This window comes from Kitasatospora griseola, assembly GCF_044999035.1.
Lineage (GTDB): Bacteria > Actinomycetota > Actinomycetes > Streptomycetales > Streptomycetaceae > Kitasatospora > Kitasatospora griseola.
This window is the reverse complement of record NZ_CP173360.1, coordinates 6,198,142-6,221,285: the sequence shown is the minus strand read 5'-3', so window position 1 is coordinate 6,221,285 and position 23,144 is coordinate 6,198,142. Positions and strand designations below refer to the sequence as shown.

18 protein-coding genes are annotated in these 23,144 nt (G+C 72.6%); 13 read left to right on the top strand and 5 right to left on the bottom strand.

The genetic code is table 11. The features are described from left to right. Nucleotides 1-98 precede the first annotated feature (98 nt). Entirely contained in the window at nucleotides 99-1,232 is a 1,134-nt protein-coding gene (locus tag ACI1MP_RS28220; protein ID WP_198520516.1) for an esterase family protein, read from the top strand. 114 nt (nucleotides 1,233-1,346) lie between these two features. Beyond that, entirely contained in the window at nucleotides 1,347-3,755 is a 2,409-nt protein-coding gene (locus ACI1MP_RS28215) for a glycosyltransferase family 39 protein (RefSeq protein WP_404869749.1), read from the top strand. 187 nt (nucleotides 3,756-3,942) lie between these two features. On the opposite strand, the gene ACI1MP_RS28210 is transcribed toward ACI1MP_RS28215, so the two are convergent. Continuing rightward, a complete protein-coding gene (locus tag ACI1MP_RS28210) occupies nucleotides 3,943-4,698 on the bottom strand; it encodes an HNH endonuclease family protein (RefSeq protein WP_387997094.1) in 756 nt (251 codons plus the stop codon). A gap of 188 nt (nucleotides 4,699-4,886) precedes the next feature. Between ACI1MP_RS28210 and ACI1MP_RS28205 the strand changes: the two genes are divergently transcribed. The 5 genes from ACI1MP_RS28205 to ACI1MP_RS28185 all read left to right on the top strand — a co-directional run bounded on the left by ACI1MP_RS28205 (nucleotide 4,887) and on the right by ACI1MP_RS28185 (nucleotide 9,463). After that, on the top strand, nucleotides 4,887-5,477 hold the full coding sequence (locus ACI1MP_RS28205; protein WP_404869748.1) for an NTP transferase domain-containing protein: 591 nt from the start codon (nucleotides 4,887-4,889) through the stop codon (nucleotides 5,475-5,477). A 151-nt stretch (nucleotides 5,478-5,628) separates the two neighbouring features. Next, on the top strand, nucleotides 5,629-6,459 hold the full coding sequence (locus ACI1MP_RS28200) for a hypothetical protein (protein ID WP_404869747.1): 831 nt from the start codon (nucleotides 5,629-5,631) through the stop codon (nucleotides 6,457-6,459). A gap of 195 nt (nucleotides 6,460-6,654) precedes the next feature. Further along, complete coding sequence (locus ACI1MP_RS28195; protein ID WP_404869746.1) at nucleotides 6,655-7,434, top strand: hypothetical protein; 780 nt, start codon at nucleotides 6,655-6,657, stop codon at nucleotides 7,432-7,434. Nucleotides 7,435-7,529: 95 nt separating this feature from the next. After that, complete coding sequence (locus ACI1MP_RS28190; protein WP_404869745.1) at nucleotides 7,530-8,336, top strand: iron-sulfur protein; 807 nt, start codon at nucleotides 7,530-7,532, stop codon at nucleotides 8,334-8,336. Between the two features lie 134 nt (nucleotides 8,337-8,470). Continuing rightward, nucleotides 8,471-9,463: a DUF2637 domain-containing protein gene (locus ACI1MP_RS28185; protein WP_363473423.1), complete on the top strand. Its 993-nt coding sequence runs from the start codon at nucleotides 8,471-8,473 to the stop codon at nucleotides 9,461-9,463. A 202-nt stretch (nucleotides 9,464-9,665) separates the two neighbouring features. Here ACI1MP_RS28185 and ACI1MP_RS28180 read toward each other — a convergent pair whose 3' ends face one another. The 3 genes from ACI1MP_RS28180 to ACI1MP_RS28170 all read right to left on the bottom strand — a co-directional run bounded on the left by ACI1MP_RS28180 (nucleotide 9,666) and on the right by ACI1MP_RS28170 (nucleotide 13,706). Next, complete coding sequence (locus ACI1MP_RS28180) at nucleotides 9,666-10,769, bottom strand: IS630 family transposase (RefSeq protein WP_404869744.1); 1,104 nt, start codon at nucleotides 10,767-10,769, stop codon at nucleotides 9,666-9,668. A gap of 52 nt (nucleotides 10,770-10,821) precedes the next feature. Continuing rightward, entirely contained in the window at nucleotides 10,822-13,014 is a 2,193-nt protein-coding gene (locus ACI1MP_RS28175; protein ID WP_198520517.1) for a SpoIIE family protein phosphatase, read from the bottom strand. A 248-nt stretch (nucleotides 13,015-13,262) separates the two neighbouring features. Further along, a complete protein-coding gene (locus ACI1MP_RS28170; RefSeq protein WP_380336937.1) occupies nucleotides 13,263-13,706 on the bottom strand; it encodes an ATP-binding protein in 444 nt (147 codons plus the stop codon). Nucleotides 13,707-14,247: 541 nt separating this feature from the next. Here ACI1MP_RS28170 and ACI1MP_RS28165 point away from each other — a divergent pair. Genes ACI1MP_RS28165 through ACI1MP_RS28155 form a run of 3 tightly spaced genes read left to right on the top strand, consistent with a single transcriptional unit; the run spans nucleotide 14,248 to nucleotide 17,804 of the window. Next, on the top strand, nucleotides 14,248-14,970 hold the full coding sequence (locus tag ACI1MP_RS28165) for an urease subunit gamma (RefSeq protein WP_363473429.1): 723 nt from the start codon (nucleotides 14,248-14,250) through the stop codon (nucleotides 14,968-14,970). A gap of 37 nt (nucleotides 14,971-15,007) precedes the next feature. Continuing rightward, entirely contained in the window at nucleotides 15,008-16,729 is a 1,722-nt protein-coding gene (locus ACI1MP_RS28160; RefSeq protein ID WP_100586905.1) for an urease subunit alpha, read from the top strand. 31 nt (nucleotides 16,730-16,760) lie between these two features. After that, nucleotides 16,761-17,804, top strand: a complete 1,044-nt coding sequence (locus ACI1MP_RS28155; RefSeq protein WP_189271273.1) for an agmatine/peptidylarginine deiminase — start codon at nucleotides 16,761-16,763, stop codon at nucleotides 17,802-17,804. Nucleotides 17,805-17,877: 73 nt separating this feature from the next. On the opposite strand, the gene ACI1MP_RS28150 is transcribed toward ACI1MP_RS28155, so the two are convergent. Then, complete coding sequence (locus ACI1MP_RS28150) at nucleotides 17,878-21,072, bottom strand: SdrD B-like domain-containing protein (protein WP_404869743.1); 3,195 nt, start codon at nucleotides 21,070-21,072, stop codon at nucleotides 17,878-17,880. A gap of 243 nt (nucleotides 21,073-21,315) precedes the next feature. On the opposite strand from ACI1MP_RS28150, the gene ACI1MP_RS28145 reads away from it, so the two are divergent. From ACI1MP_RS28145 to ACI1MP_RS28135, 3 genes are all read left to right on the top strand, one after another. Next, nucleotides 21,316-22,227 (top strand): spherulation-specific family 4 protein, encoded by a 912-nt coding sequence (locus ACI1MP_RS28145; RefSeq protein WP_404869742.1) that lies wholly within the window; start codon nucleotides 21,316-21,318, stop codon nucleotides 22,225-22,227. 68 nt (nucleotides 22,228-22,295) lie between these two features. Next, nucleotides 22,296-22,457 carry a hypothetical protein gene (locus tag ACI1MP_RS28140; protein WP_157815606.1) on the top strand — a complete coding sequence of 54 codons (162 nt, stop codon included), beginning with the start codon at nucleotides 22,296-22,298 and terminating at the stop codon, nucleotides 22,455-22,457. A 70-nt stretch (nucleotides 22,458-22,527) separates the two neighbouring features. Then, nucleotides 22,528-23,139: a TetR/AcrR family transcriptional regulator gene (locus ACI1MP_RS28135; protein WP_404869741.1), complete on the top strand. Its 612-nt coding sequence runs from the start codon at nucleotides 22,528-22,530 to the stop codon at nucleotides 23,137-23,139. The last annotated feature ends 5 nt before the right edge of the window (nucleotides 23,140-23,144 follow it).

The following is a 23,144-nucleotide window of genomic DNA, read 5'->3' as shown; positions in this document are numbered from 1 at the left end:
CGAAGCAGTTGGTCTGCCCTTGAGGGGGGCTTGGGAAACCCGGGAAGGTGCTGGGAGGCGGCTGTGAGCTCGATGAAGCCGTACCTTACGATCATCGGGTGCCGAGCCTGACCGGAGCCCCGATCCAGATCATCGCCAGCCTGCTGGCCGTTCTCGCCTTCGCCGCCACCATGTGGCTGTGGCCCCGGATGGGTGGCCGGAGCTGGCGGGCGTGGCTCGGGCGGTTGGGGGCGTTCTTCGGGACGCAGATCGCGGTGCTGGCCGCGATGGGGCTGGTCGCCAACTCGTACTTCGGCTTCTACTCGACCTGGAGCGACCTGCTCGGTCTGGACGGCAGCCCGGGCACGGTGGTCGACCACCAGCCGGGCGGCAAGGCCGTCTCGGTGACCGGCGAGCAGAAGATGTACTCCTCGCAGGGCGCCGCGCAGGACCGTTCCGGCGTGATCCAGAAGGTGGAGATCCACGGCGAGCGCTCCGGGCTGACCGGCACCCCGGCGTACGTGTACCTGCCGCCGCAGTACTTCCAGCCGGCCTACGCGGGGACGAAGTTCCCGATGCTGCTGGCGCTGTCCGGCTACCCGGGGACGCCGGAGAAGCTGATCTCGCTGCTGCAGTACCCGGCGTCCACGCTGAAGGCGATCGAGGCCAAGGAGATGCCGCCGACGGTGCTGGTGATGATGCGGCCGACGCTGGTCGCCAACCGCGACACCGAGTGCATGGACGTGCCGAACGGCCCGCAGGCGGAGACCTTCTTCACCGAGGACCTGCCGAAGGCGATGTCCGCCTCCTACCGGGTCGACGACCGGCCCGAGGCGCGGGCGGTGATCGGCGACTCCACCGGCGGCTACTGCGCCGTCAAGTTCGCGGTGCGCAAGCCCGATTCGTACCGGGCGGCGATCGCGCTGTCCGGCTACTACGAGGTCCACAACGACCCGACCACCGGCGACCTGTTCGGCGGCAGCGCCGAGGTCAAGCAGGACAACGACCTGCTGTGGCGGCTGCAGAACAAGCCCGCACCGCCGGTCTCGCTGCTGCTCGCCACCAGCAACAACGAGGAGAACTACCCGGCGACGCAGCAGATGGTCGCCGCGTTCAAGGCCCCGACCCGGCTGTCCACCATCACCCTGGACACCGGCGGCCACAACTTCCACACCTGGACCCGGGAGATCCCCCCGGCCCTCACCTGGCTCGGCAGTCGCCTCCCGCAGCCGCAGCCGGCCCCCGCGAGCTGAGCCGGACCGGCCTGACCGGCCTGACGGACCGTCGGACGAAGGCTCGCGGAGAATAGAGCCCGCTCACAGTCGGGTCTCATGGAGTTCTCAGCCGCGCCACGCAGCGTATCTCCCATGACCACGCCCAGTTCCGTTCCTCCGACCAGCGAGCCGTGGCCCGACGCCGCGAACCACCCGCCACCGACGGTCCCGGCCGACGCCGCCGCGTCCGGCCCGACCGTCTGGCCGCCGCCGCCCGCCGGGGACGAACGGCCCGCCGGGCGCGAGCGGCCCGCCGAGCCGCTGTTCCCGCCCGTCGCACTGCCGCCCGTCGGCCCCAAGGGCCCGGCCACCTGGGCCGGCCGGCTGCGCACCCTGCCCGGACGCACCTGGCGCGGACGCGAGGACGACCCGAGGTGGGTCCGGCCGGCGTTCCTGGGGCTGCTGCTGGCCACCGCCGTCCTCTACTTCTGGAACCTGACCGCCTCCGGCTGGGCCAACGCCTTCTACTCGGCGGCCGTGCAGGCCGGCAGCGTCAGCTGGAAGGCGCTGTTCTTCGGGTCCTCGGACGCGGCGAGCTTCATCACCGTCGACAAGCCGCCGCTGTCGCTGTGGCCGATGGCGGTCTCCGCCCGGATCCTCGGACTGAACTCGTTCAGCGTGCTGGCCCCGCAGGTGCTGATGGGCGTCGGCACGGTCGCCGCCGTGTACGCCACGGTGCGCCGCCGGTCCTCCGCGCTCGGCGGCCTGGTCGCGGGCGCGGCGCTGGCGCTGACCCCGGTGGCAGCGCTGATGTTCCGCTTCAACAACCCGGACGCGCTGCTGGTGCTGCTGCTGACGCTGGCCGCGTACGGCACCGTCCGGGCCACCGAGACGGCGTCCACCCGCTGGCTGGTGTTCGTCGGCGTGATGCTCGGGCTGGCGTTCCTCACCAAGACCCTGCAGGCGTTCCTGGTGCTGCCCGCGTTCGCCCTGGTGTACCTGTTCACCGCGCCCACCGGCTGGGGCCGCCGATGGCTCCAACTGCTGTACGGCAAGGTGGCGATGGTGGTCGCGGGCGGCTGGTGGGTGGCGATCGTCGAGCTGATGCCGGCCTCCGCCCGCCCGTACATCGGCGGCTCGCAGGACAACTCCTTCCTCTCCCTCACCTTCGGCTACAACGGCTTCGGCCGGATCACCGGCAACGAGACCGGCAGCGTCGGCGGCGGAAACCGGATGGGCGGCGGCGGGGGCGGCATGCCCGGTGGCGGCATGTGGGGCTCCACCGGCCCGACCCGCCTGTTCGACGGCGACATCGGTGGGCAGATCGCCTGGCTGATGCCCGCCGCGCTGATCCTGCTGGTGTTCGGCCTGTGGGCGACCCGTCGCCACGCCCGCACCGACTCGGCCCGGATCGCCTTCCTGGTCTGGGGCGGCTGGCTGCTGTGCACCGGGCTCACGTTCAGCTTCATGTCCGGGATCTTCCACCAGTACTACACGGTGGCCCTCGCCCCGGCGATCGCCGCACTGGTCGGCATGGGCACGGACGGCCTGTGGCGGGCCCGCCACCGCTTGCCATACGCGGCCGTGCTGGCCGTGACGCTCGCCGTCACCGCCTGGTGGTCGCACCAACTCCTGGGCCGCAGCGCCGAGTTCGTGCCGTGGCTGCGCTGGGCCGTGCTGATCGGCGGCCTGCTCGCCGCCGTCGCACTGCTCGCCGCGGGCCGGATCGCCGGACCGATCGGCGGCCGGATCGCCGCCACCGCCGGACTCACCGCACTGGCGGCGGGCCTGGCCGGGCCGGCCGCGTACGCCCTCGACACCGTCTCCACCGGCCACACCGGCTCCATCGTCACCGCCGGACCGCGCGTCAAGGGCGAGGGCTTCGGCCCCGGCGGCGGTCGCGGCAAGGCGCACGGCACCTTCCCGAACTTCCCGGGCGGGCAGAACGGAACGAACGGCGGCGGGAACGGCAACTTCCCGGGCGGCGGCATCCCCGGCGGCCAGAACGGCCAGAACAGCCAGAACGGCAACGGCTTCCCCGGCGGCGCCTTCCCGGGCGGCCAGACCGGAAGTCAGAACGGCGGCCAGAACGGCGCGTTCCCGAACCTCCCCGGCTCCCAGGGCTTCCCCGGCACCGGCACCGAGGACGGCCGCACCGGCCGCGGCGGTTTCGGCGGCGGGATGGGCGGCCTGCTGGAGGGCGCGAAGGTCCCGTCCGAGGTCGCGGACCTGCTGAAGCAGGACGCCGGCAAGTACACCTGGGTGGCCGCCGCGGTCGGCTCGCAGAACCAGGCCAGCTATCAACTCGCCACCGGCGAGCCGGTGATGGCGCTGGGCGGCTTCAACGGCAGCGATCCCTCGCTCTCGCTGGACGGCTTCAAGCAGCTGGTCGCGGAGGGCAAGGTGCACTGGTTCATCGGCGGTGGCGGCATGGGCCGCAGCATGGGCGGCTCCGACTACTCCTCGGAGATCGCCTCCTGGGTGGAGTCCACCTACACCGCGAAGACGGTCGGCAGCACCACCATGTACGACCTGACGGCCGCACCGAAGAGCGCGGGCTGACCCACCCCGCTCCCACGACGCCCGAGGCCGTTCGACTCCCCCTCCCCCAGAGGAGCTCGAACGGCCTCGGGTCCTTCCACGGTCGCGGGTCCTTCCACGGTCGCGGACCGACGCGCCGCGGGCCGACGCGCCGTCAACAGTCGTTCAGCCGGTCAGCCGGTCAGCCGGTCAGCCGGTCAACGCTTCGTCAGCCGCCGCACAGCGACAGCATGGTCTTCTTGTCGGCGGGCGTCACCGGCAGCTGGTACTTCAGCGAGACCTGCGCCCAGCGGATCGCGTACGAGCAGTGCACCTCGGTGTTGGCGGGCAGCCAACTCGCCGGGCCGGAGTCGCCCTTGGAGGCGTTCTGCGAGCCGTCCGCCGGGATCAGGTTCAGCGGGTCGTTGGCGATCTGCACCCGCTTGAGCTTGTCCCACTGGGAGGCGCCCTGCTGCCAGTCGTAGGACAGCGGCATCACGTGGTCGATCTGTATCTTCGACGCCTGCTGCTTGCTCCAGTCCACGTTCTTGCCGGTGTACGGGTCCCAGATGGTCATTCCGGTGACGACGCACTGGGAGCCGTCCTTGTGCTCCACCTTCTGGCCGTCCCGGGCCAGCATGTCGTCACGGGTGCTGCAGCTGTTGTGGCCCATCGGTATGCCGTCCACGTTGTCCGTCCAGGCGGGGCCGAACTGGTCGCGGTCGTAGCCGGTCTTCGGGCCGGGGTCGGCGGTCTTCACCTTGGCGATCAGGTCCCGGCCGGCCTTGCGGTCCGCGTCGTCGGTGACGGGCGCCAGGCCGGGCTTGGTGCCGTCCGGGTTCTGCAGCGGGTTGGTGCCCTTGGAGGCCGACTGGGGCTTGGACTTGGCGCTGTCGCTCGACGACTTGTCCGCTCCGTTGCACCCGGCGAGGGCGAGCGATCCGAGCAACAGGGCGGCGACTACGGCGGTACGGCGGGATCGCACGGTATTCCTCTGTGGGTGGGCGACTCTGACGGCCCACCAGAAGACCAGCCGGTCAAGGGCGGGTCAAGGCGGCCACGCCGCAGCATGACGCACCTCACAATCCGGGCAAAACTCCGACCGGTGCGAACCGTTCCGCCGGCCGCGCCGGGACGCCCCCGGGACCGCGCCGACCCGGGCAGACTGACGGCATGACGGAGTTGCGGGTGCCGGCCCTGGTGCTGGCGGCGGGCGGCGGGTCCCGACTGGGCGGGCGCCCGAAGGCGCTGCTGCCGTACCGAGGTCGCCCGCTGCTGGAACACACGCTGGCGGTGGCCCGCGACGGCGGGTGCGACGGAGTGGTGGCGGTACTGGGGGCCGCCGCGGCGGAGGTCCGGGAGCGCGCCGGCACCGGCGACTGCCTGCTGGTCGACAACCCCGACTGGCGCACGGGGCTGTCCTCTTCGCTGCGGGCGGGCCTGGCCGCCCTGCCGACGGGGGCGAGCGCGGTCCTGGTGCTGCTGGTGGACACCCCCGGCGTGACGGCGGAGGCGGTGCGCCGACTGCTGGCGGCGCACGCCGGGCGCACGGATCTGGCAGCGTGCGCCTATGCCGGCCGCCGGGCGCACCCGGTCCTGATCGGCGCCGCGCACTTCCCGGAGCTGCTGGCCACCTCGACCGGCGACGCGGGCGCCCGCGCGCTGCTGGCCAGGCACTCGGTCACGTTGGTGGACTGCACCCACGTGGCCGTCCCCGACGACCTGGACACCCCGGCGGACTTGGCCCGCTGGGGCATCGACTGACGTCCCGTCAGCCCGGCGCACGGCTCGTGCCGCACCTTTCCGCCACCTCAACTGCGGTGCAGGATTACCTCATTCCGCACCGGCCAGGATCCCGATCGGCGAGGATGGAACGGATCGTTGCCAGCCCGACCGGAACGGACGGTGACCAGCCATGCCGCTGCCCGAGGACGCCGCAGACCCGGCCCGGTTCTCCCCCGGTTCGCCGTCGGGGGCCAGCGAACTGCGCTGCCCGGCCTGCCGACGCGAGCACCGCTACGAGCCGCCGAGCCTGCCGTGCCCGTGCGGCGCGCAGTTGCGGGTGCCGCTGCTGCGCGGCGGGGTTCCGGTGCAGGTGCGGTTCCGCTCCTGGGAGGACTCCTGGGTGAGCATGCGATGTCCGCACTGCGGCCGCAGCGACCAGTGGCCGCAGCCGGAGTTCACCTGCGACTGCGGGGCGACGGTCCGACTGCCGGTGGACCGGGCGCCGAAGCTGCAGAGCGCGGGCCCACGGGCGACCCGCCCGGCCGAGGCGGCCCGCCCGTACACCACGGCGGTGCCGCCGGTCGCCCCGCCGGACCCGCCGGCGACGGGCTCGGGCCCGGCCCGGGTGCTGCGTCCGCCGTTCCGCCCGCAGCCGGTGCGCACCCCGCAGGACGCGGTGCTGACGGCGGCCCGCTACCTGCAGTGGCTGGGCTTCGAGGACCTGGAGTTGACGCCCGGCCAGGAGCGCGACTCGACCACACTGCTGGGCGGGCAGTTGGTGGCCCGGGTGGACACCTGGACGGAACCCGCCGACGTCAAGGCGGTGGAGTGCCTGTGGCTGGAGACGCTGCACAGCGAGCAGGTCGCGGCGGCGATGTTCACCGTCTCCGGTTTCTCCCGGCAGGCCACCGTGCGCGGCGAGCAGCTGCTGGTCGCCCTGTTCACGCTGGACGCGGCAGGCATCCCGCAGCCCTCGAACGGCGCCGCCGAGGCCCTGATGGAGACCGGTTGGACGTCCTGACACGCCGTCAATCCATCGTCACCCGGAAGCGTTGATTCCGGATTTCCTCACGCTCGTGATCTGGTGCACAAGCTCCCACGCGTGTTGAATTGCCGCCACGACGCGGGCCCATGGGGATTGGGGAGGGTCCGCCGGTCACTGCATGGCGCGCACAAGGAGGTGGCGTTGTCGGTGCACGGGACTGCCCCGGGGGGCATGGCGGACGTCGTCTGGCGACTACGGTCGCGGGGCTGCTGGCAGGAGGCCGCGGACCTGCTCCGCCCACAGGCCGGCCGGGATCCGACGGCAGCGTTGCAGCGGGCCGAACTGCTGATCGAGCAGTGCCTGTTCACCGCGGACCACTGGGAGCGCGCGGAGGACGCCCTGCGCCTGGCGGAAGCCTCGGTCGCGGGCAACGAGCATCGTGCGGCGGCCTCCTGCGCCCGCGGCTACCTGGCCTACGTGGCCAGCGTGCTGGGCCGCCGGGACCGGCTGGACGAGGCCCAGGCCGCGTTGGGCCGCACCTCGGCGCTGCTGCCGCCGAAGGCGCCGGGCCGGCCGCTGCTGGACTTCCGGCGCGGACTGGTCGCGGAGAACCTGCTGCACGACCCGGCGGCGGCGCACAGTGCGTACACCCGGGCGCACGAGGGCGCCCGGGAGCGCGGTGACGACCTGCTGCGCTCCTCGACCTGGTGCCACCTGGCGGGGCTGGCGCTGGCGGCGGGCGACCAGGAGCGGGCCCGGCAGGGTTTCGGAACCGCGCTGAAACTGCGCGAACAGCTCGGCTTCACGGTGGGGGTGGCGCCGGCGCTGGCCTCGTTGGCGGAGGTGTCGGAGCCGGCCGAGGCGGAGCGGCTGCGCGCCGAGGCGTCCCGGCTGGTGCAGGCGCTCGGCGGGGTCCCGGTCTGGCTGGCCCGGCGGCTGGGGATGCTCCCGACGCAATCGCCCGCACCGGACGGCGGCACCGTGCACGACCCGCGGCACGGCATCAGCTAAGGTGAGCCTTACCTGTCCGGGGCGAGCAGTGGCCCGGACAGGCCCACCGCGCCGTGCCCGGGCCCCGCTCCCGGGGTACCACCCAGGGAGCCCGCGTGACCGTGCACCAGGTCGGCCAGTGCCCCCCGCCCGCCGCCACCGACTCCCTTCCCCTTCAAGGGAGTTGGCGGCGGCTGACCGAGCTCTTCCCGGATCTTCGGATCCATTCCGCCGCCCAGCGCACCGACCCCGACTGGACCACCGCCGCAGCCCTCGCCACCGATCCGGCCGCGCTCGACGCGACCATCGCCTTCGACGAACGCCTCGGCCTGAAGCTCTACGGCGCCCCCACCCGCCCGGACGTCACCGCCGGCTTCAGCCTGCACCGCTACGCCTGGCCGGTCGCCCTCGCCTTCACCCTGCCGTGGTTCCTGGAGCGCCGGGTCCCGGTCCTCCCGGTCGAGCAGATCTCCATCAACCGCGCCAACGGCGAACTGACCGCCCGTCCGCTCGCCTTCCACTGCCTGCCGGACGACCCGGCGGCCTCCCACCCGGACGCCCTGGTCGCCCCGGACCGCCCGGCGCTCGACACCGCACTGCGCGCCGCGCTCGCCGACCATCTCGCGCCGGTGCTCGACGCCTTCCGCCCCCGCGTGCGACGCGGCCCGCGCACCCTCTGGGCACTCGTCACCGACGACGTGGTGGACGGCCTCTGGTACCTCTCCACCCTGCTCGACGAGGAGCCCCGGGCGGTCGCCGAACTGACCGCACTCCTGCCGGGCGACGCCTCGTCGGCCCCGTTCGTGGGCGCGCCGGGCTTCCGCGAGGAGGGCGGGCACCGGACCAGGACCAGGGTCAGCTGCTGCCTGTTCTACACGGTCCGGCCGGCCGAACCGTGCTTCAGCTGCCCCCGCAGCAAATAGATCCGACAATCCGTTGATGTAATTCCGAAATTCCCCCCTAATAGTGTATTGCTCGCGATCCGGCCATGTTTCGCCGCATTTCTCCGCCATGATGGTCCCCCCATCAAACGCGAAGAGCGAGGCTTGATCAGGTCATGAGACTGTCGGACATACCGCTGGGCTGGGTCGTCGCCGGCACGGCCGCCCTGGTGGCCGCCGTCGCCCTGCTGGCCTTCGCCCGCAGCCGCTCGGCCGCAGCCACCAACAACGGCGCTTCGGATTCCTGGGAACGCGCCGAGGAACGCCGCCGCCGCACCGAGAGCCTCTACGGCGGCGCCTCCTACCTCCTGCTGTTCTGCTGCGCCGCGGTCGCCGCCGCGCTCTCCTTCCACGGACTGGTCGGCTTCGGCGTCCAGAACCTCGGCCTCTCCGGCGGCTGGGAGTACCTGGTCCCGTTCGGCCTCGACGGCGCCGCGATGTTCTGCTCCGTCCTCGCCGTCCGGGAGGCCAGCCACGGCGACGCGGCACTCGGCTCCCGCCTGCTGGTGTGGCTGTTCGCCGCGGCCTCGGCGTGGTTCAACTGGGTGCACGCCCCCCGCGGCTTCGGCCACGACGGTGCGCCGCAGTTCTTCGCCGGCATGTCGCTCTCGGCCGCGGTCCTGTTCGACCGCGCCCTGAAGCAGACCCGGGTCGCCGCCCTGCGCGAGCAGGGACTCGTCCCGCGACCGCTGCCGCAGATCCGCGTGGTCCGCTGGCTGCGCGCCCCGCGCGAGACGTACGCCGCGTGGTCGCTGATGCTCCTCGAAGGCGTCCGCACCCTGGACGAGGCCGTCGAGGAGGTCCGCGACGACAAGCGCACCGCGGCGGAGAACCGGGAGCGCCGCAGGATGGCCTCCCGCCGGGAACGCGCCGAGATCCGCGCCATCGGCCGCCAGCCCGGCAGCAGTTGGCGCACCCGCCACACCCGCCAACTCGAACCCGCCCCCACCCCCACCACCTCCACGGAGCCCGCCATAGCCCCCGCCGGCCTCCCCGCCACCCCGGCCCACCGCAGCATCGACCTCACCCCGGACGAGGACACCACCACCATGCCGCGACTCGCTTCGCTCGAACAGAAGCTCAAGGACCTGGAGCAGCAGTTCGGGTGAATATTCAGGGGCTCGGGGAACGGCGAGGTCCTGTTGCCGGCGGCCGGAGACAGCGGTTGGCCATGGCTGCGGCGGGCCTCGGAACAGGGACCCGAAACGGCGGAACGCAAAGCGCCCTGCTGACCTTCCGCAGACACGACCCCGCCGTTCCCCGGGCCCCTGAATTCGCACCCCGGAGCCCCTGGTTTCGCGCCCACCTGCGCTAGTGTCCTGCGCCTGAGATCCGTTGGCAGAAACGAGCGAGGGATTCCAGGATTTCTTCGGCGGACTTGGTCCAGGTGAAGGGCCTGGGATCCTCGTTCCAGTTCTTGATCCAGGTGCGGATGTCGGCTTCGAGGGCCTGAACGTTCTTGTGGGCTCCGCGTCGGATCAGCTGGTCGCTCAGGAAGCCGAACCACCGCTCGACCTGGTTGATCCACGATGAGCCGGTCGGGGTGAAGTGCAGGTGGAAGCGCGGGTGTCGCTCCAGCCAGGCGCGGATCGCCGGGGTCTTGTGGGTGCCGTAGTTGTCACAGATCAGGTGGATGTCCAGGCTCTGCGGGACCTCGCGGTCGATCTTGACGAGGAACTTCTTGAACTCCTGGGCCCGGTGGCGCCGGTGCAGGGAGCTGATGACCTTGCCGTTGCCGACGTCGAACGCAGCGAAGAGCGTGGTCAGGCCGTTGCGCACGTAGTCGTGGGTGCGGCGCTCGGGCATGCCGGGCATCATCGGCAGGACGGGCTGGGACCGGTCCAGGGCCTGGATCTGGGACTTCTCGTCCACCGAGAGCACGACCGCGCCCTCGGGCGGGTTGAAGTACAGGCCCACCACGTCGTAGACCTTCTCCACGAACAGCGGGTCCGTCGACAGCTTGAACGTGCTGGCCAGATGCGGCTTGAGCTGGAACTTCCGCCAGATCCGGCCGACGGTGGACCTGGACAGGCCGCTGTGGTCGGCCATCGACCGGCGAGACCAGTGCGTGGCGTTCTTCGGGATCTCCTCCAGTGTCGCCACGACGACGGCCTCGACCTCCTCCACCGAGATCGTCGGCGGCCGGCCCGGTCGGGGCTCGTCGATCAGGCCGTCCAACCGATCTGCCAGGAACCGTCGCCGCCACTTCCGGACTGTGTCCGCAACGATCCCCAACTCCCTTGCGACGCCGACGATCGACGGCACGTCCGGCCCTGAACACGCGAGCACGATTCTTGCTCGGAGGGCGAGTGCCTGCGCGGACTTGGCCCGACGGCTCCACCTCTCCAGCGCCGCCCGCTCCTCATCGGTCAGCAGCAGGGGCTCCAGCTTCGGTCCCCGACGAGGAGCAGGCATGCGCGCAGAAGAGGTCATGCAACAACTAACGACGGACTACCGGCGCAGGACACTAGCTGCTGAGCTCGAACCACATCCGCTTGCCCGAGCCGCGGGGTTCCACGCCCCAGGCGTCCGCGAGCCCCTCGACGAGCATCAACCCCCGGCCGGAGGAGGCCTGTTCGCCCGGGGTGCGGCGGGTCGGCCAGAGGTCGCTCTCGTCCTCGACCTCGACGCGGAGGCGGGCCCGCCCGCTCTCCTGGTAGAGCCGGGCCGTGAACATCGCGTCCCGGTCGGTGTGCCGGATCGCGTTGGTGACGAGTTCGGAGGACAACAGCTCGGCGGTGTCGATGAGTTCGGGCACTCCCCAACGGCGCAGCGCGTCCCGGAGCTCGGCCCGGAGCTCGGAGATCCGGGCCAGGTCCGCCTGTCCGATCCGGCGGCGCAGCTGCTGCGCGGCGCGCCCGCCCGCGGGCCCGTCCCAGCGCAGCAGCAGGAGCGCGATGTCGTCCTCGCGTTCGCTGGTGTCGGCGGCCTGCGAGGCGATCCGGTCGGCGAGTTCCTCCAGTGGTTCGCGGGGGGATTCGCCGACCGCGGCGAGGTGTTCGGAGACGGTTTCGCAGAGGCGGCCGAAGCCGGTGTCGAGGTCCATGTCGCGGGCCTCGACCAGGCCGTCGGTGAACAGCAGCACGGTCTCGCCGGGGTCGAGGCTGAACCGCGTCACCCGGTACTCCTCGTCGGGCGCGACGCCGAGCGGCAGTCCGCCCGCCACCGGAACGGGATGCGCGGTGCCGTCGGCGCGGCGGACCACCGGGTCGAGGTGGCCGGCCCGGACGGCGTAGACCACGCCGTAGTCGACGTTGACCTCGGCGTAGGTGCAGGTCGCGAAGTGGTCGGTGTCGAGGTCGGCGAGGAACCGGGAGGCGCGGGCCATCACGGCGGCGGGCGGGTGGCCCTCCGCGGCGTAGGCGCGCAGCGCGATGCGGAGTTGGCCCATGATGCCGGCGGCGTGCACGTCGTGGCCCTGGACGTCGCCGATGACCAGGCCGACGTGGCCGCCGGGCAGCGGGACGACGTCGTACCAGTCGCCGCCGATCTGCAGGCCGGAGCCGGCGGCGAGGTAGCGGACGGCGGTGGTGACTCCGGGCACGGCGGGGACGGTGCGGGGCAGCATGACGCGCTGCAGGCCGGCGGCGAGTTCGTGCTCGGCGTCGTGCAGGCGGGCCCGGGCGAGGGACTGGGCGACGAGTCCGCCGAGGGTGGAGAGCAGGGTGCGTTCGTCGGCGTCGAGTTCGCGGTCGTCGTCGAAGGAGACCACGCAGACGCCGGTGGGGCGGCCACTGGCGACCAGCGGGAGGAACGCCCAGGAGGAGCGTCCGCTGTTCTCGGCCCAGTCCCAGGCGTCGGGGTAGCGCTCGCGGTACTCCTCGCGGCTGGAGACGAAGATCGGTGCGCGCTGGCGGACCGCCTCGGCGGCGGGGTGGGTGGGGGCGAGCGGGATCCGGTCGAACTGGTCGCTGAGCGTGCTGCGGTAGCCGCTGGAGCCGAGCAGGGCGATCCGGCCGCCTTCGAGCGAGGCGAGGGCGAGGCCGTCGGGGCCGAGGCCGGGCAGCGGGAGTTCGGTGAAGACCCGGGCGACGTCGCGGACGGTGACGGCTTCGGAGAGGGCGCGGGCGGCTTCCTTGATGAACCGGGAGCGTTCCTCGCGCAGCACGGCGAGCTCGTCGGCGCGTTCGCGCTTGTGGAGTTCGACGGTGGCGTCCCAGACGAAGCCGACCATCCGGGAGGGGCGGCCGAAGGCGTCGGCGAGGACGCGGCCGCGGAAGCGCACGGCGTGCAGTTCGCCGTTGGGGAAGACGGTGCGGTAGTAGGCGCCGCACTGGCCGAGTTCGGCGACGGCGCGTTCGACCCGGCGGCGCACCACGGGGGCGTCCTCGGGGTGCAGCAGGGCGAGGAAGGAGCCGGAGGTGCGGTCGAAGCTCTGGCCGGCCAGGCCGAGGATGGTGCAGGCGCGCCGGTCGCCGACCAGGGTGTCGCGGCGGATGTCCCAGTCGAAGGAGCCGATGCCGTTGGCGGCCATCGCCGGTTCGAGCCACTCGGGGGTGGAGTCGCCGGTGCGGGTGGGCAGGCCGCGGGCGGTGGACGGCACGGCGCGGCCGGCGGCGGTGCGCAGCGGCTTCGCGGGGGTGCTGTTCCGGGTGGCCTGGGTGGCCTGGGCGGGCGGGGTGCGGCGGGCGGGCCCAGGCGCCTCGGGCTCGGTGGCCATGCTTCTCCTGCCGGTGCCTTGCCTGGCGGCCGCTGGATATCCGTGTCCCCTGCTGGGCCGGCCGGACCGCGATGGTTGCGTGTGCCTGCTGGCACACATTCTCACTACCCTCTCGTATGTTCGGCAAGGCGGCAATGCCGGTGACCCGGACGGTACTGATCGCACACGATCCCGCCCGGGACATTCACTCGAACGGCCCGCTCGGGTGGCCGGTCCGGAATTCGCCCCACCGGTTCGGGCGGGCCCGCTCAGAGCGCGGACAGCTCGAACCAGGTGACTTTTCCGTCCCCGTGCAGTTGCACTCCCCAGTCGTCGGCGAGCGCCTCGACCAGCAGCAGGCCGCGCCCGGAGGTGGCGTCCTCGTCCGGGTGGCGGCGGCCGGGGAGCCGGCTGGTGCGGTCGTGCACCTCGATCCGCAGGCGCTGTTCGGCGGTGAGCTGGGCGTCGAACTCGGCGCCCTTGCCGGTGTGCACGAGCGCGTTGGTGACCAGTTCGGACGTCAGCAGTTCGGCGGTGTCGGCAAGTTCCGGCACACCCCAGTGGTCGAGCGCGGCCCGCAGGCGGCGTCGGACGGTGCCGACGGCGGGCAGGTCCGCCGCTTCCAGGGAGGCGTGCAGCCGGCGGTGCAGGGCGCACTCCGGTTGGCGCGCCGGGGCCGCGCTCTGCGGCTGTGGCTGCGGCTTCGACTGCATGGGTGCGGGCCCCTGGTCGAGCTGCTCCCGGCGCGAGGCCGAGCGCTGCCGCGGGAACCTTGCCTGACCGTCCATCAACTTCGTCAGCCCCCGCCCTCGTTCCGGACGGCCGCTCCGGTCCCCCACCGGTTCGGCGGCCACTTCTGGTCATCCTCATGCCCACTCGGCGGCGTTTGCAACAGTGATCCGGCCCTACGCCCGTGGTGAACGGTGCGCAAGGGCGTGCGCGGGCACGCGGGTGAGCCGGGGCGCCCGCCCTGGTCGGGGGCTCCGGCAAAAGCTTTCTCCAGGCAGGCAGCGACGGCGGCGACCCGGTGGCCGAAACCCCCGCCCGGTCCGATGATCGTCCCCGCCGACCACTCCCTCACATCTTCTCCCCGCTCCTTCCGCACCCCTTCCGTGCGCCTGCCGGGCGTCCCGGGCCTGCGGCCGGACGCTGGACATGACGGGCGGCCGCGGGTTCAATGGGGCCCACGCGTTTGAACGTCGTTCTAAACTCTTCACCGACCACCCTCCGCCCACCCCCGACGAGCGAGGCACCGTGCGACTGACTCCCACCGAACGGGACCGGCTGCTGATCTTCACCGCGGCCGAGTTGGCCCGCGCCCGACGGGCGCGCGGCGTGCGATTGAACGTGCCGGAGGCAACGGCGCTGATCGCCGACACCGTCTGCGAGGCGGCCCGCGACGGCCGCCGCCTGGCCGAGGCGATCGAGGCCGGCCGCACCGTGCTGAGCGCCGAGGACGTGCTGCCGGGCGTGCCGGACGTGGTGACAGTGGTCCAGGTCGAGGCGGTGTTCGAGGACGGGACGCGGCTGGCCGTGGTCAGCGACCCGTTCCGCGGCGCGGGTTCGCTGGGCGACGGGGCGCCCGGCGCGGCGCTGCCGGGCTCCGGCGCGGGCTACGACCCGGTGGAGGAGTCGCTGCTGCTGCCGGTGCACAACACCGCCTCGGTGCCGATCTCGGTGACCTCGCACTTCCACTTCTTCGAGTCCAACCCGCGCCTGGCCTTCGACCGCGCCGCCGCGTACGGGATGCACCTGGCCGTGCCGGCCGGCTCCTCGGTGCGCTTCGACCCGGGCGCCACCGTCGAGGTCGGCCTGGTGCCGATCGGCGGCGAGCGGGTGGCGATCGGCTTCGCCGGCCTGGTGGACGGGCCGCTGGACGCGCCGGGCGCGAAGGACGCGGCGCTGGCCAAGGCCCGCGCGACCGGCTACCTGACCGAGTTCGACGACACGTTCGACGACGCGGAGCCCGCCCAGTGACCGCCAACCCCCGCCGCACCAGGAAGGACACCTGCGCATGAGCGCCATCTCCCCGCACGACTACATCTCGGTGCACGGCCCGCGCGCCGGCGACCGGGTCCGGCTCGGCGACTCGGGGCTGATCGTCCGGGTCGAGTCGGACTCGCAGGCCCCCGGCGACGAGTTCCTCGCCGGGTTCGGCAAGACCGCCCGCGACGGGCTGCACCTGAAGCCCGCCGCGGTCCGCGAGACCTGCGACGTGGTGATCTCCAACGTGCTGGTGATCGACGCGGTCCAGGGCATCCGGAAGACCTCGATCGGCATCCGGGCGGGCCGGATCGCCTCGATCGGCCGGGCCGGCAACCCGGACACCCTGGACGGCGTCGAGGTGGTGGTCGGCACCGGCACCACGATCGTCTCCGGCGAGGGCCTGATCGCCACCGCGGGCGCCATCGACACCCACGTCCACCTGCTGTCGCCGCGGATCATGGAGGCCTCGCTGGCCTCCGGCGTGACCACCATCATCGGCCAGGAGTTCGGCCCAGTGTGGGGCGTCGGCGTCAACTCGCCGTGGGCGCTGCGGCACGCGTTCAACGCCTTCGACGCCTGGCCGGTCAACATCGGCTTCCTGGGCCGCGGTTCGTCCTCCGACGCCGCACCGCTGGTGGAGGCGCTCGCCGAGGGCGGCGCGTCCGGGTTCAAGGTGCACGAGGACATGGGCGCGCACACCCGGGCGCTGGACACCGCACTGCGGGTCGCCGAGGAGTACGACGTCCAAGTGGCCCTGCACACCGACGGGTTGAACGAGTGCCTGTCGGTGGAGGACACCCTCGCGGTGCTGGAGGGGCGCACCATCCACGCCTTCCACATCGAGGGCTGCGGCGGCGGCCACGTGCCGAACGTGCTGAAGATGGCCGGCGTGCCGAACGTGATCGGCTCCTCCACCAACCCGACCCTGCCGTTCGGCCGGGACGCGCTGGGCGAGCACTACGACATGATCGTCTCCGCGCACGACCTCAAGCCCGACCTGCCGGGCGACGCCGCGATGGCCCGCGACCGGATCCGGGCCGGCACCATGGGCGCCGAGGACGTGCTGCACGACCTCGGGGTCATCGGCATCACCTCCTCCGACGCCCAGGGCATGGGCCGGGCCGGCGAGACGGTGCGCCGCACCTTCGCGATGGCCGGCAAGATGAAGGCCGAACTCGGCCCGCTCGACGGCGCCGGCTCCTACGGCACCGCCGAGGGCGGCGACGACAACGAGCGAGTGCTCCGCTACATCGCCAAACTGACCATCAACCCGGCCATCGCGCACGGGCTTGTCCACGAGGTCGGCTCGATCGAGGTCGACAAGCTGGCCGACATCGTGCTGTGGCGGCCGGACCACTTCGGCGCCAAGCCGCAGCTGGTGCTGAAGGCCGGCTTCCCCGCGTACGGCGTGGTCGGCGACCCGAACGCCTCCACCGACCGGTGCGAACCCCTGGTGCTGGGGCCGCAGTTCGGCGCGCACGGGGCCACCGCCGCAGACATCTCGGTGGCGTTCGTCGCCCAGGCCGCCGCGGACTCCGCCTACTTGGACGTGGCGGGCGACCAACTGCCCACCCGCAGGCGGCGGGTGGGAGTGCGCGGCACCCGGGGCATCGGCCCGAGCTCGATGCTGCGCAACGGCCGCCTGGGGAAGGTCGACGTCTCGGCGACCGGCCTGGTCTCGCTGGACGGCGAGCCACTGCGCTCCGCGCCCGCCGATTCGGTCTCCCTCAGCCGCCTCTACTTCCTCTGAACTCCCCTCACCCCGCTAGGACTTGATCCCCATGACCACCCCCACCCCCGCCGAGCTCGGCTTCCGGATGCCCGCCGAATGGCACCCGCACGAGCGCACCTGGATGGCGTTCCCGACCGCGAACCCGACCTTCGACGGCGCGGAGCAGCTGGACGCGGCCCGCCGCGCCTGGGCCGAGGTCGCCAACACGATCGTCCGCCACGAGCCGCTCACCCTGGTGGTCAACACCGGCGAGACCGAGCAGGCCCGGCCCTACCTCTCGCCCGAGGTGGAGATCGTCGAGCGCCCGCTGGACGACGCCTGGATGCGCGACATCGGCCCGTCCTTCCTGATCGACGACAAGGGCGAACTGGCCGCCGCCGACTGGGTGTTCAACGGCTGGGGCGCCCAGTCGTGGGCCCGCTGGGACAACGACCGGCACATCGCCGAGCACGTCACCGAACTGGCCGGCGTCCGGCGGTTCGCCTCCCGGCTGATCAACGAGGGCGGCGGCATCCACGTCGACGGCGAGGGCACCGTCCTGGTCACCGACACCGTCCAGCTCGGCGAGGGCCGCAACGCCGACTGGACCCGCGAGCAGGTCGAGGCCGAGCTGCACGCGCACCTCGGCACCACCAAGGCGATCTGGCTGCCGCGCGGACTGACCCGCGACTACGACGAGTTCGGCACCCGCGGCCACATCGACATCGTCGCCTCGTTCGTCCGCCCCGGCACCGTCGTCGTGCACTCCCAGCCCGACCCGGCGCACCCCGACCACGCGGTCTGCCAGGAGCTCGCCGAGATCCTCCGCGCTGCCACCGACGCCCGGGGACGGCAGCTGGAGGTCATCGAACTCCCGGCCCCCACCGTCCTGTTCGACGAGGACGGCGAGCCCGTCGACTACTCCTACATCAACCACTACGTGGCCAACGGCGTCGTCGTGCTGTGCGCCTTCGACGACCCGCGCGACGAGCAGGCCAAGGCCGTCCTGGAGAAGGCCTACCCGGGCCGCACCGTCGAACTGGTCGACGCCCGCGAGATCTTCGCCAACGGCGGCGGCATCCACTGCATCACCCAGCAGCAGCCGAAGGCCTGACGCCTCGACGGCCGCGGGCCGGAACCTCGCAACGAGGTTCCGGCCCGCGGCCGTTCGGGTGTCCGACGGTCGGTCAGTGGCGGCGCCGGGGACGGCGGCAGGTCACCGCGCAGAGCGCCGCACCGCCGACGGTGAGCAGTCCGGCGACCGCGGCCAGCAGGCTGCCGGGCAGGTCGCTGCCGGTGTGCGGCAGCATCCCGTGCTCGCCCTTCGCCTCCTCGCTGGGCTTCCCGGCCGACGGCGACGGCTCCGGGCCGGTCGAGGGCGAGGTCGAGGGCGACGGGCTGGGGCTCGGGCTGGTGCGGGGCAGCACCAGGCCGAGGTCCAGGTCGAGGTAGCGCCGGCCGCCCGCCAGGTCGACGGTCTGGGTGAGGCCGGTGGCGGGGTCGGCGTCGGAGTCGAGTGCCGGGTCGGTGCCGGCGTACCGGCGGGTGACGGTGGCGCCCGCGGGGATCGTGGAGAGCTCGAAGCGGATCTGGTAGACGCCGTCCGGCAGGTGGTCGAAGAGGTAGTGGCCGCCGCTGTCGCTGACGGTGGTGAGCGGGTTGCCGTGCAGGTCGCGGACGGGCTGGCCGCTGCCGTCCAGCAGGTCCACGTGCACGCCGGGGACGCCGGGCTCGCCGGGCTGCTGGATGCCGTCGTGGTTGAGGTCGTCCCAGACGAAGTCGCCGAGCGCGTTGTCGGACGGGCGGGTCTGCTCGACGGCCACGCCGACCTTGGCGGGTTCGGCGGGCAGCAGCTGACGGCCCGTCGCGTCGATGGCGGTGTAGGCGAACGAGTTCCAGGCGTACGCCCCTTCGGGGGCGTCGAACGGGGCGACCATCGGCCAGCCCAGGGTGAAGGAGTCGCCGGGGGCGAGGGTGCCGGGGCGCTCGATCCGGAACCAGGTGGCGGTGCCCGGGCCCGGGAAGGTCGCCGTCCACACCGCGTTCGGGTTGCAGCCCGGGTCGGCGGCGGGCGGCACCAGCGCGGGCACGCAGGGGTGCTTGTCGGTGGTGTACTCGACGGTCACGCTGGGGTCGGAGCTGGTGATGGGGCTGCTCAGCGACGGCGCCCAGGCGCTGCCGCGGGCCGCGTCCGGGGTCAGCACGTAACCGTCGCCGGGGGTGGGCAGCTTGTCGTAGGCGACGAACTCGGTGACCGGGTCCGCCGAGTCGTTGCGGACGGTCATCCGGTAGGACAGCGCGCCGCCCGGCGTGGTGGCGCCCATCGGGCCGTACCCGGAGTCCAGGTCGCCCCGGACCTCCTTGTAGGAGCGCAGCACGCTCGGCACCTGCACCTCGACCTGCGACGTGGCGTGGCACATGGTCTCGGTCAGGTCGCCGTTGCCGTTCAGGTCGAGCGTGTCGGGGACGCCGTGGCTGACGCCGCTGAAGTAGCAGGTGACGGGCTCGGTCGGGTGGTCGGCGGTGACGAACACCTGGTTGGTGAGGGCACCGGCCCGGACGCTGTCGGCGACCTGGACGTCGAACAGCACCCGGTAGGCCAGCGCGTCGTTCAGGTACGTCATGTCGGGCGCACCGGCCGGCCAGGTCATCTTGATGATCTGCCGGCCGTCCGCACCGGGCGTGACCTGCACGGACTCGGGGAGCTTGGCGTCCGGGTAGCTGGGGTCGGTGCGCAGCGAGCCGTCCAGGTAGACCAGCCCGGCGGGCAGCACGTCGTACAGCACCAGCCGCCGGTCCAGCGCGCGCCCGCTGCGGTTGTACGGGATCACCTCGAAGGTGGCGCGGCCACCGGCGTTGGTGACGGCGCCCGCGACGGTGCTCTTGGCCGCGCCGAGGTTGGTGGCGGCGACGACGGTGGTCTCGGCGCAGCCGGTGGCCCGGGCGGTGGTGGCGCCGTCGGTGGCGGTGTTGTCGACGCAGTTGGTGAGCAGTTCGGGTGCGGGGCGGCCGTCGTGGCCGGGGGTGACGACCTGGGTGACGACCTGGACGCCGCTGCCCGGGGCCCAGCCGGTGGGCAGCGGGCCGTTCCAGGTCAGGCGCAGCCCGTCCAGCCAGCGGCCGGCGGGCAGGCCGAGCTCGTCCGCGGCGGGGTCGCCGGCGCCCTCGACGAAGGTGATGCGGCGGGTGGTGGAGCCGTCGAACGGGGTGCCCGGGGTGAAGGTCAGCCAGGTCGGGTCGCCGTTCAACCGGTACTGGAAGGTGAGTCGGATGCCCGGCGGGTTCCACGCGTCGAGCTGAACGGTCTGCGGGAACAGCCAGTTGTAGAGGCTGTCGGTGGTGCCGGCGCCCGGGTCGGTCATGGTGAGCTCGGTGGCGGGCGCCGAGGTGTTGGTGGCGAACAGGCTGAAACTGTTCAGGTCGCCGGAGACGCTCCGCTCGCCCCAGGACTTGGCGGCGCTGACCTGCACGCCGGTGGCGGGCTCCTGGAAGGCGCCGGTGGTGGCTTCGGCGGTGGACAGGCTCTGCTCGGGGGCGGCGCCGAGCGGGTCGCCGAGCAGTTCGACGTCGTTGGTGGAGGTGGTGCCGGACGGGAACGTCGGGTCCGGGTAGTTCACCACCAGCACGCCGGGGATCCGGCAGCCGGCCTGGCCGTTGGCGGCCCGGAACTCGCCGATGTCGTAGCCCCAGGTGTTCGGCCCGGGCGCTACCTGGCTCCAGCCGGGCGAGCGCGCGGTGTCGACCACCGCGCCGGGCGGCAGCGTGTCCAGCAGGCGGCTCGCGTCCAGGTCGACGTTGGGGCCGGACGTGGAGCAGGCGCTGAACTGGTAGGTGACGGTCCGTCCGTCGGCGCTGGCGGTCTGCACGCCCTTGGTGACCTGGTAGGCGGGCTCGACGTGCGCCGTGACGGAGGCGGAGCCGTTCTGCGGGGTCTCCCCGTCGACCGTCAGCTGCGCCGAGTTGAGCGCCGAAGTGCCGTCCGCGGTCGTCCAGTTGGGGAAACGCACCACCACGCTGACGGCGGCCGTGGTGCCCGGGCTGAGGTTGAGCAGCCTGATGTCGAGCGTGCCGCCCATGGTTCCGGCGGCGGGCACGGTGGAGCCGGCCACGTCCACGGTGGTGGGGTCGGGCGTCCAGCCGACGAACTCCACGGACGCGGGCAGCGTGTCGGTGATCCGCCCGTTGACGCATTCGGTGACCGAGCAGGTGTACTGCAGGGTGAAGGTGACGTTCTCCCCCGGCGCGGCGGTGAACTTGTCGACGTTCTTGACGAAGGAGATCGCGGCGTGCGCGGGTGCGGCCAGGACACCGCTGCCGAACAGCGATCCGGCCAGGAGTGCCAGCACGGAGCCGATCCGCCCGGCCCGAAGGGGAGTACGCATACCGGGCAGTTGATCGGGCATCATGATCACAAGTGGCGGTGACGCGACCTGAAATGACAGGTATTCACCCGATTGGCCCAGTCGATCCATCCGTCCGGCGGACGCCCCGTCACCGACCGGTCGTCCGGTCCCCGGTGAACTCCTGAGAACGATCTCCGGTATTCGACCTTGGTGCGCCTGTCGGCAGTTAGCATGCCCGTGCGGCGTCAGGGGGACGCCCGCCCAGCATTGGGGGAACCACGCATGCGCATCCGCGCGAAGGGGCTGACCGCCCTGCTCCTCGGCTCTCTGCTCGCCGTCGGCGCCACCGCCGCACCGCAGGCCGGTGCCAGCACCACCCCGGCCACCGCGACCACCGCCACCCGCGGTCTGGAGATCGGCGTCCCGGCCTACACCTTCCCGAACTACCCGATGATGCTGGACGTCCAGGCCGCCCAGCCCGCGCCGTCCGTCGTCGTCCTCAACCCGAACAACGGCGAGGACCCGTTCGACGCCGGCTGGCAGGCCCGCGCCGACGCGCTGCGCGCCCGCACCACCGCCACCGGCGAGCACACCAAGGTGCTCGGCTACGTGCACACCGAAGCCACCAAGCGCGATCGGGCCGCCGTCCTCAAGGACGTCCGCAACTACCTGGTCACCGCCGACGGCAAGCTGCACGTCGACGGCATCTTCTTCGACACCAGCAGCCGCAACTGCGGTGTCAACAACGTCGAGCGGGACTTCTACCTCGACCTGCGCCAGCAGGTCCAGGGGATCATCCACTCCATCGACCCGGCCGCGCAGGAGCTGGTGGTGGACAACCCCGGCACCGCCGTCCAGGACTGCTTCCTGGAGCCTGGCAAGCGCACCGCCGACACCTTCGTCACCTTCGAAGGCACCTACGACGCCTACACCAACAGCTACCTCGGTGGAAACGTCTTCAACCTGACCGTCGGCTACTACCCCGGCGCCGGGTTCGACCCCAACGGCACCTCCTACTGGCACCTGATCCACGCCGTCCCGAACGCCACCGCCATGAAGACCGCCCTCAGCACCGCGTTCACCCGCGGCGCCGGGTACGCGTACGCCACCGACGACGTCCTCGACAACCCGTGGGACGCCACCCCCGCCTGGGGCTTCGGCGCGGAGACCTCCTACGCCGCCACCCTCGGCTGACCTGCCGTCCGGCCCGCCCCTGCGTCCTCGGAGGGGCGGGCCCGGCCGCGACGCGATGTCATGGACCCATGACCTCCCCCTCGCTCGACGAACTCACCGACGAACTGCTCCGCCTCGCTCCCGCGCTCGACCGCGAACAGGCCGCCGCCGTCCTCCGCAAGGCCTACCGGGCCGGCCTCGACCACGGCCGGCAGGAACACGTCGAGGGGCTCGAACACGGCGGCTGGTGACCCCGCCCGCACCTCCCGCCCTTCCCGTACGGGAGACTGGACCCCGGACAGCCAGCAACGAGGAGGGCGGATGGCCCCGCCACGCACCCGCCGCCCGGCCCGCCCGCGGGAAGAGGTGTACGCGGCCGCCCGCGCCGCCATCGCCGAACACGGCCTCGCCCGCCTCACCATGGCCGGCCTCGGCCAGCAGCTCGGCATGAGCGCCGGACACCTCCTCTACTACTTCGGCAGCAAGGACCAGCTCCTGCTGGAGACCCTCCGCTGGAGCGAGACCCAGCTGGGCGAACGCCGCACCCGCGAACTCGCCCGCCACGACCTGCCCGTGCTCGAACGGCTCGCCCGCTACATCGACCTCTACCTCCCCGAGGGCCCCGGTGACCCCCGGTGGATCCTGTGGATCGAGGTGTGGAGCCGCTCCCCCGAGACCGCGGACCTCCGCCAGGGCCAACTCGACATCGAAACCCCCTGGCAGACCGACCTCACCGCGCTCATCACCGAGGGCCGCACCACCGGCGTCCTCACCCCCACCGCCCCCGCCGCCGACCGCGCCACCCAGCTCCGCGCCCTGCTCGACGGCCTCGCCGTCCCGCTCGCCATCGGCCTCCCCGCCACCACCCGCGACCAGGCCACCGCCCAGGCCACCTCCGCGGCCCACGCCCTCCTCGGCGCCCCGCCGAAGTAGCCGGC